This is a genomic window from Planomonospora parontospora (genome assembly GCA_014647935.1).
In the GTDB taxonomy this organism is placed as follows: Bacteria; Actinomycetota; Actinomycetes; order Streptosporangiales; family Streptosporangiaceae; genus Planomonospora; species Planomonospora parontospora.
Genome location: BMQD01000027.1, coordinates 11,306 through 25,540 on the forward strand (window position 1 = coordinate 11,306; position 14,235 = coordinate 25,540).

Genomic DNA, 14,235 nt, shown 5'->3' on the forward strand with positions numbered 1-14,235 from the left:
AAGGAGAGCGGACATGGACCTGCGGGAGACCGCCGCGCAACGGCGGCTCCGCACGGAGCTGCGGAGCTACTTCGCGGACCTGCTGCCGGAGGACGAGCGCCGCCGCGCGGGCGAGGAGGGCGTGGGCGGGGACCGCTTCCGCGAGGTGGTCCGCCGGCTCGGCGCCGACGGCTGGCTCGGCCTCGGCTGGCCGGTCGAGTACGGCGGGCAGGGCCGGTCGGCCGAGGACCAGTACGTCTTCTTCGACGAGGTCCAGCGGGCCGGGATCCCGTTCCCGTTCGTCACCGTCAACACGGTCGGCCCCACGCTGATGCGCCACGGCTCCGAGGAGCAGCGCCGGCGCTTCCTGCCCGGCATCCTCTCCGGCGACGTCGTCTTCGCCATCGGCTACACCGAGCCCGGCGCCGGAACCGACCTGGCGTCGCTGACGACCCGCGCGGTCCGCGACGGCGACGAGTTCGTCGTCGACGGGGCCAAGGTCTTCACCAGCGGCGCGAACACCGCCGACCACATCTGGCTGGCCTGCCGTACCGACCCCGGCGCCCCGAAGCACCGGGGCATCTCGATCCTGATCGTTCCCACCAGCGCTCCCGGCTTCTCCTGGAGCCCCATCCGGACGGTCGGCGGGATGACCGTGACCGCCACCTACTACAGCGGCGTGCGGGTGCCCGCGAGCGCGGTCGTCGGCGAGGTCGACGGCGGCTGGGGCCTGATCACCACCCAGCTCAACCACGAGCGGATCGGTCTGGCGGCGCTCGGCGGGCGGATGATCCGGCTCTGGGAGGACGTCCTCGCCTGGGCGGGGGAGAACGGTGCGCTCGACCTGCCCTGGGTACGGCGCGACCTCGCCCGCGCCCACGCCCGGCTGGAGGCGATGCGCCTGCTGAACTGGAAGATGGCCGGAGCGGTCGAGCGGGGCGTGCTCTCCGGCGCGGACGCGGGCGCGGCCAAGGTCTACGGCACCGAGACCCACATCGACGTGCAGCGGACGCTGACCGGGATCCTCGGCGCGGCCGGCCGGATCCGCCCGGAGTCGCCCGGCGCGGTGCTCGCCGGGCAGATCGAGCAGCTGTCCAGGCAGGGCATCGTCAACACCTTCGGCGGCGGTGTCAACGAGGTCCTCAGGGACATGGTCGCGACCCAGGGGCTGGGCCTGCCCCGGCGGGGACGCGCCGCATGAGCGGGCGGATCGGCGGTCCGGCGGCGTCCGCGGGACCGGGCCCCGAGACGCCGGGGGGCCGCGCGGACGGCCACGCGTCGCCGGGGGGCCGCGCGGACGACTACAAGGAGCGGCTGCAGGCGTTCACCGGACGGGAGCTGTCCCCGCTCCGGCTCGGTCCGGACCCGGTCAACCTGCCGATGATCCGGCACTGGGTCGAGGCGATGGAGGACGGCAACCCGGTCCACCTCGACGAGGCGGCGGCCCGCGCCGCGGGCAGGCCCGGCGTCGTCGCCCCCGCCTCCATGGTCCAGGCCTGGACGATGCCGGGGTACGCCGCCAGGAGGTCGCAGCGGACAGGCGCCTACGGTGAGCTGCTCACCCTGCTGGAGGAGGGCGGATACACCTCGGTGGTGGCGACCGACTCGGAGTTCGAGTTCCACCGGGAGCTCGTCCCCGGGGACCGCGTCGGCGTCGAGGAGGTCGTCGAGTCGATCTCCCCGGAGAAGACCACCGCCCTGGGTGCGGGGCGCTTCGTGACCACGCTGAAGACCTACCGCGACGGCGGCGGCGAGGTCGTGGCCGTCCAGCGCTGGCGCATCCTGTGGTTCGACCCCGCGAGGAGACCCGGCGGAGGCCCGGACGGGGAAGGGCCCCGGGAACAGCCCGGGCAGGGCGGGAAGGAACCCGCCGAGGCTTCCGCGGGGGAACCCGGAGCCGAGGCCCGCCGGGACGGGGGACCCGGAGCGCTGCGGCCCCGGCCCGCGCTCAACCGGGACAACGCGTTCTGGTTCGAGGCCGCCCGCGGGCACCGGCTGGTGATCCAGCGCTGTACCGGGTGCAAGGCCCTCCGGCACCCGCCCGGCCCCTGCTGCCCGCGGTGCGGCTCCTTCGACTGGGACACCGCCGAGGCCTCCGGCCGCGGACACGTGTACAGCTACGTGGTCAACCACCACCCGCGCCACCCCGCCTTCGAGTTCCCGCTGGTCGTCGCCCTCGTCGAACTCGCCGAAGGCATCCGGCTCGTCACCGGCCTGACCGGCCTCGCCCCCGAGGCCGTCGAGATCGGCATGCCCGTCGTCCTCGACTGGATCGACCCCGACCCCGATCTGTCGCTCCCGGTGTTCCGGCCGGCCGGACAGGAGGAGCACTGATGGACTTCACCCTCGGCGAGGAACTGGAGGCGGTCCGCGACCTGGCGCGGGAGGTCTTCACCGACCGCGCCGCCACCGAACGGGTCCGCGCCGTCGAGGGCTCCCCGGACCGGATCGACGAGGACCTCTGGACCGAGCTGGCCAAGACCGGCCTGCTCGGCGTCGCCCTGCCCGAGGAGTACGGCGGCGCCGGGCTGGGACCGGCCGCGCTCTGCGTCCTGCTGGAGGAGCAGGGCCGCCGGGTGGCCCCCGTACCGGTCTGGCCGGCGCTCGTCGGTGCGCTCGCGGTCGCCGCGCACGGTACGGCGGAGCAGCGCCGCGACCTGCTGCCGGGGATCGCGGACGGGTCGGCGCGGCTCACCGTGGCGCTGGAGGAGTTCGGCCCGCACGACCCGCGCGCGCCGGAGTGCACGGCCCGGCCGGACGGGAGCGCGGACGGCGGCTGGCGGCTGACGGGTGTGAAGGCGGTCGTGCCCTCGCCCTCCGGGGCCGCCCACGTGCTCGTCTCCGCGACCGCCGAGACCGGGACCGGCCTGTTCCTGGTCGCCACCGGAACCGACCGGACCGGCCACGCCGACCGGACCGGCCACGCCGGCCACGCCGACCGGACCGGCCACGCCGACCGCGCCGACCGCGCCGACCGCGCCGACCGCGCCGACCGCGCCGACCGCGCCGACCGCGCCGACCGCGCCGACCGCGCCGACCGCGCCGCCGAAGGCCCCGAAGCCGACCGGGCCGACCGGGCCGACCGGGCCGACCGGGCGGACGGTGCCGACCGTACCGGCGGGTCCGGCAGGGCCGATGGCGTCGCCTGGGAGCGGGTCGAGACCACGAGCCGGGACCTCGCCGGCAACCTGGTGCTGACCGGGGCGGCCGCGCAGGCGGTCGGCCTCCCCGGTGCGGGGGCCGTCGAGCGCACCGTCGAGCTCGCTTCGGTCGCCCTGGCCGCCCTCCAGCTGGGCGTCGCCGAGGGCGCGTTGCGGCTGGCCGCCGGCCACCTCGCCGCGCGGGAGCAGTTCGGCCGCCCGCTGGCCACGTTCCAGGCGGTCCAGCACCAGCTCGCCGACTGCTACATCGAGCTCGACGCCATGCGGGTCTGCCTCTGGCGGGCCGTCTGCGCGATCGGGGAGGAGCCCGAGGCGGCGGCCGTGCCGGTCGCGGTCGCGGAGTGGTGGGCCGCGGAGGCCGGGCTGAACGTGGTCCACCGGGTCCAGCACGTGCACGGTGGGATCGGCGTCGACGTCGACTACCCGGTGCACCGCCACTTCCTGTGGGGACGACAGATAGCCGGCACCCTGGGCGGGGCGAGCGCCGTACTGGCCCGGCTCGGCGATGCGCTGGCGGACGGGAGGGCGGCGTCGTGACCCCGCCGCGCTCCAGGACGTACGACGAGGTCGCGGTGGGCGACACGCTGGAGGAGCTGGTGATCCCGCTGACCAGGACCATGATCGTCGCGACCGCGATCGCCACCCGCGACTACCAGGACGTGCACCACGATCCCGAGCTGGCGGTCGCCCGGGGCTCGAAGGACGTCTTCATGAACATCCTGACCACCAACGGCCTGGTCGAACGGTTCGTCACCGCGTGGGCGGGGCCCGCCGCCGTCGTCACGGCCATCAGGATCCGGCTCGGCGCGCCCAACCACCCGGGCGACACCATGGTGCTGACCGGCGCCGTCACGGCCAAGGACGACGGGGACGGCCGGGTCGAGGTGGCCGTCCGCGGCGCCAACGGCCTGGGCGCCCACGTGACGGGCACCGTCGTCGTACGGCTCCCGCGCGGCGGCCGCTCCGGAGCCGGTCCCGCCGGCCGGGAGGGCGGTCCTCCGGAGAACACAGGTCCTCCGGGGGACGCCGGTCGCCCGGAGGGCGGGCTGTACGGCGGGGGACGTCGACCGGGGAAGGACGGCGCCGCATGACCCGGCGCGACCGTCCCGGACCGCTCTCCGGCGCCGCCGCGATCGCCGGCATCGGCGCCACCGAGTTCTCCAAGGACTCCGGGCGCAGCGAGCTCCGGCTGGCCTGCGAGGCGGTGCTGGCCGCCGTCGCCGACGCCGGGCTGGAACCGTCCGACGTCGACGGGCTGGTGACGTTCACCGCCGACACCAACTCCGAGATCCACGTCGCCCGCAGCACCGGCATCGGCGAGCTGCGGTTCTTCTCCCGGGTCGGTTACGGCGGCGGGGCCGCCTGCGGCACCGTCCAGCAGGCCGCGCTGGCCGTCGCCGCCGGTGTCGCCGACGTCGTCGTCTGCTACCGCGCCTTCAACGAGCGCTCCGGCGTGCGCTACGGCCTCGGCCAGGCGGACCGGCCGGCGGACACCGGCGCCGACGGCGCGGCCTACTCCTGGATCACCCCCTTCGGCCTGTCCACGCCCGCCCAGTGGGTCGCGATGTTCGCCCGCCGCTACATGCACGAGTACGGCGCCACCAGCGAGGACTTCGGCCGGGTCGCCGTGGTGGACAGGAAGCACGCGGCGGTCAACCCGGCCGCCTGGTTCCACGGGCGGCCGATCACCCTCGCCGACCACCAGGCCTCCCGCTGGATCGCCGAGCCGCTGCGCCTGCTGGACTGCTGCCAGGAGAGCGACGGCGGCCAGGCCCTGGTCGTCGTCTCGGCCGAGCGGGCCCGCGACCTGCCGCACCCGCCCGCGGTCGTCCGCGCGGCGGCGCAGGGCTCCGGCGTGGACCAGCACATGATGACCAGCTACTACCGGCCGTCGATCACCGGCATCCCGGAGCTGGGACTGGTCGGCCGGGAGCTGTACGCGCAGAGCGGCCTGGGCCCGGACGACGTCGGCGCGGCGGTCCTGTACGACCACTTCACCCCGCTGGTGCTCCCGCAGCTGGAGGAGCTCGGCTTCTGCGCCAGGGGAGAGGCCAGGCACTTCATCGCCGACGGGCATCTGGAGCTCGGCGGGCGGCTGCCCTGCAACACCCACGGCGGCCAGCTCGGCGAAGCCTACCTGCACGGCATGAACGGCATCGCCGAGGCCGTGCGCCTGGTCCGCGGCACCTCGGTCAACCAGCCCGCCGCGCCCGGCGACGTGATCGTCACCGCGGGCACGGGCGTGCCCACCAGCGGGCTCATCCTGGGCCCGGACAGGTGAGCGCGGGCGCTCGCGGAGGCGTCACGGAGGCCGGGCGGACGCACGCGCGCCGCCGGCGGCCGGTGCTCATCCCCGCCGGTGGTGCGCGAGCAGCCGGGTGAGCAGGTCGGCCAAGGTCCGCCTCTCCTCGGCGGGAAGCGGCTCGAGCAGGTCCTCCTGCACCTTGTCGAGCGCCCGGTCCATGCGCCGCAGCTGTCCCTCACCCGCCGGGGTGAGGGTCACCAGGTTGCGCCTCCGGTCGTCCGGGTCCGGCGTCCGTTCGACGAAACCCCGCCCGGCCAGTTCGTTGACCGCCGCCACCACGTCGCTGCGGTCCATGTTGCACCGGCGGCCGAGCTCGGCCTGACTCGCCACCCCGAACTCGGCCAGCGCGGCCAGGATCCGGTAGTGGTATCCGCGCGCGCCCACCTCGCCGAAGCCGTCCGAAGCCAGCCGGTGGGCGTGCACCGCGAGCTGGGTGAGCAGCCAGCTCGGTCTGCCGGCCAGGCGTGCGGGTGTCTCCTCCACGCCAGCCACCCTACATCGTTGGCTGGGCCAACGAATGCATATACAATTGGTGTAGCCAACGTTGGACATGCCAACGAAAAGGGAGGGGCATGTCCACGGACGCCCTGATCGCCGACCGCACCGGAATCACCGGTCCGTCCGCCCGCTCGGCGTGCCTGCGCGGCGAGCGGGCGGACGGGCGACGCCGCCACCGACCTCGTCGACCCCGACGCCGACCCGCCCGGACATGCGGGCGCCGAACGAATCCCCCGGAGTAAACACCATGATCAAGCCGTTCCGCATCGACGTCCCCCAGGCCGACCTCGACGACCTGGCCGACCGGCTCTCCCGCACCCGCTGGCCCGACGAGGTCGCCGGTGCCGGGTGGGACTACGGCTTCCCGCTGGCACGGCTCAGGGAACTGGCCGAACACTGGCGCACCCGCTACGACTGGCGTGCGCAGGAGGCCGAGCTCAACGGGCTTCCGCACTTCACCACCGAGATCGACGGCCAGAACATCCACTTCGTCCACGTCCGGTCCTCGAAACCGGACGCGCTCGCGCTGATCCTCACCCACGGCTGGCCCGGTTCGTTCCTGGAGTTCCTCGACGTGATCGAGCCGTTGTCGCGTGTCTTCCACCTGGTGATCCCGTCCATCCCGGGCTTCGGCTTCTCCGGGTCGACCCGCGAGCGCGGCTGGGACGTCGTCCGGGTCGCGAGGGCCTGGGCCGAGCTGATGCGCCGCCTCGGATACGAGCGCTACGGCGCGCAGGGCGGCGATTTCGGTTCGGGCATCTCGTTGGCGCTCGGCGCGGCGGCGCCCGAGCGGGTCGTCGGGGTGCACGTCAACTACCTGCCGACCCGGCCGGTCCCGGACGCCGGCATCGAACTGTCCGAAACGGACCGGGCCCGGCTGGACAAGATCCGGCAGCTGATGGCGAACCGCCCACCGTACCAGGCACTGCAGGCCACGACCCCGCAGACCATCGGCTACGCGCTGACCGACTCTCCGGTCGGCCAGCTGGCCTGGATCGCCGAGCGCTTCGCGCAGTGGACGGACCCGCGTTCACCGATCAGCGACGAGCGGATGCTCACCGGCATCTCGCTGTACTGGCTGACCGGCACCGCGGCCTCCTCGGCGCGGCTGTCCCGAGAGACCTCGCGGGGGGCGGCGCCTTGCCCGGTGCCGATCGGCGTGGCGGTGTTCGCGCACGACATCACGCAGTCGGTACGGCCGCTGGCCGAGCGGCTGTACGACATCAGGCACTGGTCGGAGTTCGACCGCGGCGGCCACTTCGCCGCGATGGAGGTGCCGGAACTGCTCGCCGAGGACGTCCGGGACTTCTTTCTCAACCACATCGAGCACGACTAGTGGTTCGGTCTCCACGCTACGAGGGGAAGCTCAAACGAGCAGTCAGGTCGGCCGGCGGGCGAGGCGGGCCGGGCCGTAGTGGGCCGCGGGTGCGCGGCGAGCGAAGGCCCAGTAGCGGTCGCCGTACGACCAGTGCCACCACTCCGTGGGATAGTTGACCAGGTCCACGGCGGTGAGCGCGCTGGCCAGAATGGCCCGGTCCCGCGCGGGCTCCGAGCCGATGGCGGGAGAGCCGGTGTAGCAGGCGTCGTCGCACTCCTCCGGGTCCGCGTTGATCTCCGTGCCCATGGGCAGTTCCGTGCCCGAGTCGGTCATCAGGGTCAGGTCCACCGCGGCGCCGGCCACGTGCGGGGCCGTCTCGGGTGGGGCGATGTAGCGGCTGGCCTGCCGCCGCAGCCGATCCTCCGCCCAGCCGGGATGGGCCGTCCGCATCGTCTCCAGGTACTCCTCGAAATAGCGGCGCTGCACCTCCAGCGGGCGGTAGCCCTCGACGATCAGCAGCCGCAGTCCTCGGGGCAGCAGGCTCTGGGCCGCCACGAGCCGGTCGACGACGCTGCGCCGCAGGTGCGCGTAGGCGCCCTCGGCGTCCGCGAGCCGCTCGTCCAGCTGCAGGACCTTCAGGGCGCGCAGGTCCACCAGGGGCTCGCCGCACTCCCGCACGGGCACCCCGGTGATGCGCGGATCCGACATGAGGATGATCTCTGACATGTTCCAGCTTTCGTGAATCCCATCGCGTCGCCATGCCGCACCTGACGGGCGGCACAGCTTCTCGACAGCATTCAGGGCGCCGCTTCAGGATCGCTGCGACCCGGCTGAAATGCCAGCTCGTCGTACTCGCGCGCGCCATGGGTGCGGAAGGTCTCCACGGCTTCGGCGAGCACGGCCCGGGCCCGCTCCTCCTCGTGGAGCGCCTCCAGGACCAGCGCCTCGTCCTTGCCGACCCGGGCCTGCCACAGGGGCAGGCCCAGCGCCCCGAACAACTCCCGCGCCTCCGCCAGCCGCTTCCGTGCGTCGTGCAGCCGTCCCTCCGTCAGATCGAGCTGCCCCACCGTGCGCACGGCGACGGCGATGCCGAAGCGGTCGTCCAGCTCCTGGCAGATGGCCAGGCTCTCCTGCAACTGCGGCCGCGCTTCGGCGGGCCGGCCCTCGCGCATCGATGTCTTGCCGCGCGTACGCAGGGCGTACGCCTCCATCAGCCGGTCACCGTGCTCGCGGAAGATCGCCAGGGCCTGGTCGCAGGCGCTGCCGGCGTTGTCCAGCTCACCCCTGGCCTGGTGGTAGAGCGCGATGGTCCGCTGCGTCATCCCCTCGCCCCGCCGGCTGCCGACCTTCCGGTACAGCCAGAGCGCGTCGGTGAGCTCTTGCCAGCTCGCGCGGTAGTCGCCCTTTTCCAGGTGCACCGAGCCCGCCACCCGTTTGACGTGCGCCAGCGTCCCCTCGTCGCCGAGCCGCCGCCAGAGCTCCTGCGCCGCGCCGAGGAAGTGCAGCGCCTCGGGCAGATAGCCCTGCTCGCGGCAGGCCAGCCCGAGCCCGGCCAGCGCCGCCGCCTCGCCGCGCTCGTGCCGGGCGATGCGGAACATCGACAACGCCTGCGCGAAGTACGCGCGCGCCTCGGCGAAGCGGTCCTGCTCGTAGCGGAGCTGGCCCAGCTCGGTCAGCAGCGTCGCCGCGCCGTGGGCGTTCCCCTTGCGCTGGTTGACGTCGAGCGCGGCGGTGTGCGTACGGGTCCACACGTCGAAGACGTTGGCCGAGATGAAGATCGAGGCGTAGAGCGCGGAGGCGAGCTGGAGCGCGATCTCGTCCAGGTCCATCGAGGAGGCCAGCTCCACGCCCTGCACGAGCGACTGCTGCTCCAGGTCGAACCACTCCTGGGGTGCGGCCAGCACCGCCCGTGCGACGTCCGGGTCGGCCGGGCGGGCCAGGGAGTGGCCGGCGTCCAGCGCGACGGCGCCCGGATGGGCCAGGGAGCCGATCTCGCGCAGCAGCCACAGCCACCGGCCGAGGACCGCGATCACTGCGGCCGCGCGTGCCTCGGGGGTCTCCTCGATCTCGGCGCGCTCCCTGGCGAACAGGCGGATCAGGTCGTGCAGGCGGTAGCGGATGCCGGCGGCACCATCGACCGCCTGCACCTCGACGAGCTGGGCGTCCACCAGCCGTTCCAGGACCAGCTCGCCTTCCTCGCCACCCACGTCCAGCAGCGCCGCCGCCACCCAGGCGGGGAACGACGGCAGGCCCAGCAGCCCGAGCAGGCGCAGCGCCCGCTTGCCCGGGGCGTCCAGCAGCCGGTAGCTCAGCTCGATGCTGGCGCGGACCGCGCGGTCGCCCACTGCCAGCTCGTCCAGTCTGCGGCGCTCGTCGCGCAGGCGTTCGGCCAGCAGGGCGACCGACCAGGTGCGCCTGGTCGCCAGCCGGGCGCCGGCGATGCGCAGGGCCAGCGGCAGTTGTCCGCAGTGCCGGACGATCCCCGCTGCCGACCGCGGGTCGGCCTTGATCCGGTCCTCGCCCACGATCCGGCCGAGCAGCCGCAGCGACTCGTCGGCCGTGAGGACGTCCAGTTCGACCAGCGCCATCCCCTCCAGGCCCGGCAGCCGGCTGCGGGAGGTGACGATGACGCCGCAGCCGGTGCTGCCCGGCAGCAGCGGGCGGACCTGCTGCTCGGCCTGGGCGTCGTCCAGCAGGATCAGCATCCGGCGCCCTGACAGGAGACTGCGGTACTGCGTCGTGCGGGCCTCCAGGGTGTCGGGGGGCACGGCTCCCAGCTGGCGCAGGACCCGCCCCAGCACCTCCATGGGGGTGACCGGGGCCTCGGAGGTGCCGGTCAGCTCGGCGTAGACCTGCCCGTCGGGGTAGCCTCCGCCCAGCACCCTGGCGAGATGCGTGGCCAGCGCGGATTTCCCGCTGCCTCCCGGTCCCGAGATCACGCACAGCGACCCGGCCGCCAGCACGTCGCTCACCGCCGCGATCTCCTGCTCGCGGCCGGTGAAGTCGGATGGCGCGGCCGGCAACTGCGCGGGCGGGATTCGTTCCCCGGCCGGCTCCACCGCGTGCGGACCCTGGGCGGGACGCGACGGCTCCCACGTCCTGCCCAGGCTCTCGTCGTCCGCCTCCAGGATGAGCTGGTGGACCGCCTGTAACTCGGCGCCCGGCTCGATGCCCAGCTCGGCGATCAGCACGTCCCTGCCCTCGCGGTAGACCCGCAGCGCGTCGGCCTGGCGGCCCAGCCGGTAGAGCACGACCATGAGGTCCCGCCGGAAGCGCTCGCGCGTGGGATGACGGGCCGCCAGCGCGGTCAGCTCCGCGACCAGGCGCTCGTGCCGGCCCAGCGCCAGCTCCGAGGCGATGCGCCGCTCGGTGACGGCGATGCGCAGCTCGTCGAGCCGGGCCGCCTCCGAACGCAGCAGGGAGTCGCCTAGCCCGCCGAGCGCCGGCCCCCGCCACAGTTCGAGTGCCTGCCGGTAGGCCTTCACCGCGTCGTGGTGCCGTCCGTCCACCGCCGCGGCGTCACCCTCCGCGGCGAGCCGCTCGAAGCCGTCGCGGTCGAGCGCGCCCTCGGGAATCCGGATCAGATAACCGGGGGGACGCGAGACGATGAGGTCTTCCTGCACGTGCCGGGTGGCCCGGCGTAAGCCCGACACGTACGTTTGAATGATCGATTTAGCGCTATCTGGGGGGCTTTCCGCCCAAATGGCATCGATCAACCGCTCCAGTGGCACCACACGGTTCGGATCGACCAGCAGCGCCGCGAGAAGGGTGCGGGGTTTCCCTCCGCCGAGCGGCACCTGTCTGCCTTCGGCCCACAGCTCGAGCGGCCCCAGCAACCTGAATTCCATATGCTCCCCTGTCACGGCATCGGAGGTCCCTTGACCGCGCGGTCAGCTCAATCGTCGCGCCCACTGCGCCATAAGGCCACTGAAAACCTGATCCCAGTCGCGCTGAAGAGAAACTGAAGCGTCCTCGCCAAAGCTTCTCGCCATGAGCAACCACATTTCGCGGAACACCGAGTCCCCCACTTCGCGCCGTAAGCCGGCCCGCATCGCCGCCTTCGGGCTGGCGGCCTTCTTCGCCCTGGCCTCCGCCCCCGCGCTGCCCGCCGCGTCGGCGACCGCCGTCGTCGGCCTCGCGTCCGGCTGCGGCCAGTACGGTGCCGACCAGCCGATGACGCGCAACCAGGTCCTGATACGCGCCCAGAGCTGGCTCGATGTCGGCATCCCATACAGCCAGACGGCCTGCCACGAGAACCGGTACGGCGACTACCGCACCGACTGTTCCGGCTACGTCTCCATGGCATGGGGGCTGAGCCGCTCGTACACGACCCGCGACATCCACCTGGTCTCGAACGAGATCCCCCGCTCGGACCTGCGGCCGGGCGACATCCTGAACCGCTACGACGACCACATGGCGATCTTCGTCCGGTGGTCGGACGCCGCCCGCACCAAGCCGCTCGTCCGTGAGCAGGCGGGCTCCGTGGGCACCGTCGAGCGAACCTGGCCGGCCGCGACCGCTGGCCTCTACACCCCCAGGCGCTATCACAACATCCGTGAGGACGTCGCGCCGGACCGCGTCAACCAGGTCAACGACGACGGCTACGCCGACCTCGTGGGCGTGGACGCGGGCGGCAAGCTGTTCGGCTACAACAACGGCAGCCTGATCAACCCCGGCGGCCAGCCGTACTCGGCCGAGACCTGGCGGCTGCAGGAGAGCGACTGGACGCAGTCGAAGCACATCGCGACCGGCGACATCAACGGTGACGGTTATTCCGACCTGGTGACCGCGAACAACGACGGCTCGCTCGTCATTTACAACAACGGATCCCTCGTCCATCCCCATGGCGAGCCCTATCTGGGGGCGACATGGAGTTATAAGGGCTCCTGGCAGGAAGCCCGGCACCTCGCCGTGGGAGACGTGACCGGTGACGGTTTCGCCGACATCGTCTTCGTCGGCAAGAACGGCACCCTGAGCGTTTACGTAAACGGCCAGAACGTCAATCCCGGCGGCACGCCGTTCGCCGGCGCCACCTGGACGCTGGGCGACTGGGGCGGGGTCAAGAACCTGGCGCTCACGGACGTCAACCGCGACGGCTACGCCGACATCGTCGCCGTGGACGGCAATGGCGAGCTGTTCGGCTACAACAACGGCACGCTGGTCAACGACGGCCGCGTCCCGTTCGCCTCCGAGACCTGGCGCATCGGCGGCAGCGACTGGTCGCAGGTCCGGCACTTCACCGCCGGCGACGTCAACCGTGACGGCTACGGCGACCTGATCGCCGTCGAGGCCGACGGCAGCCTGGCCGGCTACCAGAACGGCAGCCTGGTCAACCCCGGCGGCCAGCCCTTCAAGGACCGCGGCTGGCGTGTCGAGGGCGACTGGGCCGGCCTCCGTCTCCTCGCCTGATCCCCTCCACCCGGCTTCGCTCAGAAGGAATGCCCGCCATGCCCACCCATGCCCTGAAGATCCTGACCGCGACGATCACCACCGCCTGCGCCCTGTCCGGGGGCCTGGCTCCCGCCTCCGCCGCCGCAGCGCCGCCCCTGGACCCCCACGAGGTCCAGCCGTGGCGGGTCGGCGTCCAGTGGACCGCGTTGCCGTGTCAAAAGGGCGGCCCGTCAGCTCAGGACGGCACGCTGGCCGCCACGCTGAACCCGCAGCTGACCGACAAGATGCGGGGCCACCTGAACGCCTACAACACCTCCTGCGCCCGGGCGGTCATCGACGCGGTCAAAGGGCGCGGCTTCAATCAGCGCGCCGGCGCGATCGCCATCGCCACCGTCATCGTGGAGAGCAGCATCTCCAACCTCGACGGCGGCGACGCCGACTCCGTCGGGCTCTACCAGCAGCGCACCAGCTGGGGCTCGTTCGCCCAGCGCACCGACCCGCTCACCGCAACGAACATGTTCCTCGACAGGATGCAGCGCTTCTATCCGGGCGGCTCCTGGAACACCGCCCCCATCGGGGACGTCGCCGCGAACGTGCAGCAACCGGCCGCGCAGTACCGCTACCGTTACGGCGTGGAGGCCGACGACGCCGTCAAGATCGCCAATACCCTGTGGGGCGCCACCGGCCCCGCACCGGACCGCGTCAACCAGGTCAACGACGACGGCTACGCCGACCTCGTGGGCGTGGACACGGGCGGCAAGCTGTTCGGCTACAACAACGGCAGCCTGGTCAATCCGGGCGGGCAGCCGTACTCGGCCGAGACCTGGCGGCTGCAGGAGAGCGACTGGAAGGGCGCCGAGCACCTGTCGGCCGGCGACGTCAGCGGCGACGGCTACGCCGATCTGGTGGCCGCGAACAACGACGGCTCGCTGGTCGTCTACGGCAACGGCTCGCTGGTGAATCCGCCAGGCCAGCCCTATCTCACACCGACCTGGACGTACCGGGGCTCGTGGCAGCAGGCCCGCCTGCTCGCCGTGGGCGACGTGACCGGCGACAGGTACGCCGACATCGTGTCCGTGGACGCCGACGGCACCCTCTACGTGTACGCCAACGGCAAGAACGTCAACCCGGACAGCACGCCGTTCGCCGGCGTGACGTGGAAGCTGGGCGACTGGGGCGGTGTCCGGCAGCTCGCGCTGACCGACGTCAACCGCGACGGCTACGCCGACATCGTCGCCGTGGACGGCAATGGCGAGCTGTTCGGCTACAACAACGGCACGCTGGTCAACGACGGCCGCGTCCCGTTCGCCTCCGAGACCTGGCGCATCGGCGGCAGCGACTGGTCGCAGGTCCGGCACTTCACCGCCGGCGACGTCAACCGTGACGGCTACGGCGACCTGATCGCGGTTGAGGTCGACGGCAGTCTCTCGGTCTACTCCAACGGCAGCCTGGTCAATCCGGAGGGCCGGCCGTTCAAGGACCGCACCTGGAACATTGAGGGCGACTGGTCGGCGGTCCGCCTGCTCGCCTGACCCCCCGAGCAGGCTCCCGCCCGGCGCATCCGCGCCCGGGCGGGAGTCTGC

11 protein-coding genes are annotated in these 14,235 nt (G+C 72.9%); 8 read left to right on the forward strand and 3 right to left on the reverse strand.

Translation table 11 applies throughout. The annotated features are described in order from the left end of the window. Nucleotides 1-13 precede the first annotated feature (13 nt). The 5 genes from IEZ07_RS29770 to IEZ07_RS29790 are packed head-to-tail and all read left to right on the forward strand — an operon-like array spanning nucleotide 14 to nucleotide 5,421. Nucleotides 14-1,180, forward strand: a complete 1,167-nt coding sequence (locus tag IEZ07_RS29770; protein WP_191897823.1) for an acyl-CoA dehydrogenase family protein — start codon at nucleotides 14-16, stop codon at nucleotides 1,178-1,180. Beyond that, nucleotides 1,177-2,313 (forward strand): bifunctional MaoC family dehydratase N-terminal/OB-fold nucleic acid binding domain-containing protein, encoded by a 1,137-nt coding sequence (locus tag IEZ07_RS29775; protein ID WP_191897824.1) that lies wholly within the window; start codon nucleotides 1,177-1,179, stop codon nucleotides 2,311-2,313. Before IEZ07_RS29770 ends, IEZ07_RS29775 begins: the two co-directional genes overlap by 4 nt. After that, a complete protein-coding gene (locus IEZ07_RS29780) occupies nucleotides 2,313-3,677 on the forward strand; it encodes an acyl-CoA dehydrogenase family protein (protein WP_301549363.1) in 1,365 nt (454 codons plus the stop codon). The genes IEZ07_RS29775 and IEZ07_RS29780 overlap by 1 nt, the downstream gene beginning before the upstream one ends. Continuing rightward, nucleotides 3,674-4,231, forward strand: a complete 558-nt coding sequence (locus tag IEZ07_RS29785) for a MaoC family dehydratase (RefSeq protein ID WP_239320937.1) — start codon at nucleotides 3,674-3,676, stop codon at nucleotides 4,229-4,231. The genes IEZ07_RS29780 and IEZ07_RS29785 overlap by 4 nt, the downstream gene beginning before the upstream one ends. After that, nucleotides 4,228-5,421 carry a lipid-transfer protein gene (locus tag IEZ07_RS29790; RefSeq protein ID WP_191897826.1) on the forward strand — a complete coding sequence of 398 codons (1,194 nt, stop codon included), beginning with the start codon at nucleotides 4,228-4,230 and terminating at the stop codon, nucleotides 5,419-5,421. Before IEZ07_RS29785 ends, IEZ07_RS29790 begins: the two co-directional genes overlap by 4 nt. 66 nt (nucleotides 5,422-5,487) lie before the next feature. On the opposite strand, the gene IEZ07_RS29795 is transcribed toward IEZ07_RS29790, so the two are convergent. Continuing rightward, nucleotides 5,488-5,928 carry a MarR family winged helix-turn-helix transcriptional regulator gene (locus IEZ07_RS29795; RefSeq protein ID WP_191897827.1) on the reverse strand — a complete coding sequence of 147 codons (441 nt, stop codon included), beginning with the start codon at nucleotides 5,926-5,928 and terminating at the stop codon, nucleotides 5,488-5,490. Between the two features lie 262 nt (nucleotides 5,929-6,190). On the opposite strand from IEZ07_RS29795, the gene IEZ07_RS29800 reads away from it, so the two are divergent. Next, nucleotides 6,191-7,279: an epoxide hydrolase family protein gene (locus IEZ07_RS29800; protein WP_191897828.1), complete on the forward strand. Its 1,089-nt coding sequence runs from the start codon at nucleotides 6,191-6,193 to the stop codon at nucleotides 7,277-7,279. A 42-nt stretch (nucleotides 7,280-7,321) separates the two neighbouring features. Here IEZ07_RS29800 and IEZ07_RS29805 read toward each other — a convergent pair whose 3' ends face one another. Both IEZ07_RS29805 and IEZ07_RS29810 read right to left on the reverse strand, forming a co-directional pair. After that, the gene (locus tag IEZ07_RS29805) at nucleotides 7,322-7,987 is read right to left on the reverse strand and encodes a M15 family metallopeptidase (RefSeq protein ID WP_191897829.1); all 666 of its coding nucleotides are present in this window, start codon (nucleotides 7,985-7,987) and stop codon (nucleotides 7,322-7,324) included. A 71-nt stretch (nucleotides 7,988-8,058) separates the two neighbouring features. After that, nucleotides 8,059-11,109 carry an AfsR/SARP family transcriptional regulator gene (locus IEZ07_RS29810; RefSeq protein ID WP_191897830.1) on the reverse strand — a complete coding sequence of 1,017 codons (3,051 nt, stop codon included), beginning with the start codon at nucleotides 11,107-11,109 and terminating at the stop codon, nucleotides 8,059-8,061. Between the two features lie 142 nt (nucleotides 11,110-11,251). On the opposite strand from IEZ07_RS29810, the gene IEZ07_RS29815 reads away from it, so the two are divergent. Next, the gene (locus tag IEZ07_RS29815) at nucleotides 11,252-12,670 is read left to right on the forward strand and encodes a C40 family peptidase (RefSeq protein ID WP_191897831.1); all 1,419 of its coding nucleotides are present in this window, start codon (nucleotides 11,252-11,254) and stop codon (nucleotides 12,668-12,670) included. 38 nt (nucleotides 12,671-12,708) lie between these two features. After that, nucleotides 12,709-14,184, forward strand: coding sequence for an FG-GAP repeat domain-containing protein (locus IEZ07_RS29820; RefSeq protein ID WP_191897832.1), 1,476 nt, complete (start codon nucleotides 12,709-12,711; stop codon nucleotides 14,182-14,184). The last annotated feature ends 51 nt before the right edge of the window (nucleotides 14,185-14,235 follow it).